Source organism: Acidovorax sp. KPB24-07 (assembly GCF_057543315.1).
The window spans coordinates 1-1,337 of record NZ_BAAJYS010000649.1 but is presented as its reverse complement, the minus strand read 5'-3'; the positions used below and the strand labels follow the sequence as shown (position 1 = coordinate 1,337).

The window sequence follows — 1,337 nt, the reverse complement described above, 5'->3', positions numbered from 1 at the left end:
CCGCTGTCACACTGATCGCACCCGTGGTGGTGTGGCTGCTGTTCGTCGTGCTCTGACCGACCGCCAGCCCCTGCCGTCCAATCTTCCAACCCACCACAAACTCCCATGAACCCCAGAGACTGGAACACCCGCGCGGACCGCCGCGCCGCCCGGCTCGCGCGGGCCGACCGCGCGCTGGCTGCGCACGGCATGCCGCTGGCCGGCAAACGGGTCGATGCCGCCGCCATCGGCACGCTCCTCGAAGCCGTGCTGGAGCCCGGCGACCGCGTCTGCCTCGAAGGCAACAACCAGAAGCAGGCCGACTTCCTGGCCGATGCGCTGGTGCAGGTCGATCCGGCGCGCGTGCACCACCTGCACATGGTGCAGTCGGTGCTGGCGCTGCCGCAGCACCTGGACGTGTTCGAGAACGGCATCGCCTCGCGGCTCGATTTCAGCTTCTCGGGCCCGCAGAGCGCGCGCATCGCGCGGCTGGTGTCGGCCGGGCGCATCGAGATCGGCGCCATCCACACCTACCTGGAGCTGTTCGCGCGCTACTTCATCGACCTGACGCCGCAGGTCGCGCTGATCGCCGCGCAGGCGGCCGATGCCGAGGGAAACCTCTACACCGGCCCCAACACCGAGGACACGCCCGCCATCGTGGAGGCCACGGCCTTCTCGGGCGGCATCGTGATCGCGCAGGTCAACGAGATGGTGGACGGCCGCACCACCACGCTGCCGCGCGTGGACATCCCGGCCGGCTGGGTGAGCTTCGTCGTGCAGGCCCCGCGCCCGCACTTCATCGAGCCGCTGTTCACGCGCGATCCGGCGCAGATCAGCGAGATCCAGGTGCTCATGGCCATGATGGCGATCAAGGGCATCTACGGCGAGTACGGCGTGCAGCGCCTGAACCACGGCATCGGCTTTGACACCGCCGCCATCGAACTGCTGCTGCCCACTTACGGCGAGTCGCTGGGCCTCAAGGGCAAGATCGCCCGGCACTGGGCGCTCAACCCGCACCCGGCGCTGATCCCGGCCATCGAGGCGGGCTGGGTGGAATCGGTGCACTCCTTCGGCTCCGAGCTGGGCATGGAGGACTACATCCGCGCGCGCTCGGACGTGTTCTTCACCGGGCCGGACGGCAGCCTGCGCAGCAACCGCGCCTTCTGCCAGGCCGCTGGGCACTATGCCTGCGACCTGTTCATCGGCTCCACCCTGCAGATCGACCTGGACGGCAACAGCTCCACCGCCACCCTGGGGCGCATCGCGGGCTTCGGCGGCGCGCCCAACATGGGGGCCGATGCGCGCGGTCGGCGCCATGCCAGCCCCGCATGGCTCAAGGCCGGCGCGCAGGCGCGGGC

At 70.2% G+C, this 1,337-nt stretch carries 1 protein-coding gene; it reads left to right on the top strand.

Features of this window, described 5'->3' with window-relative positions:
• Window positions 1-105 precede the first annotated feature (105 nt).
• Window positions 106-1,337 (top strand): malonate decarboxylase subunit alpha (locus AC27IQ_RS24695; protein ID WP_487091174.1); only part of this gene is annotated, 1,232 nt, incomplete at its 3' end.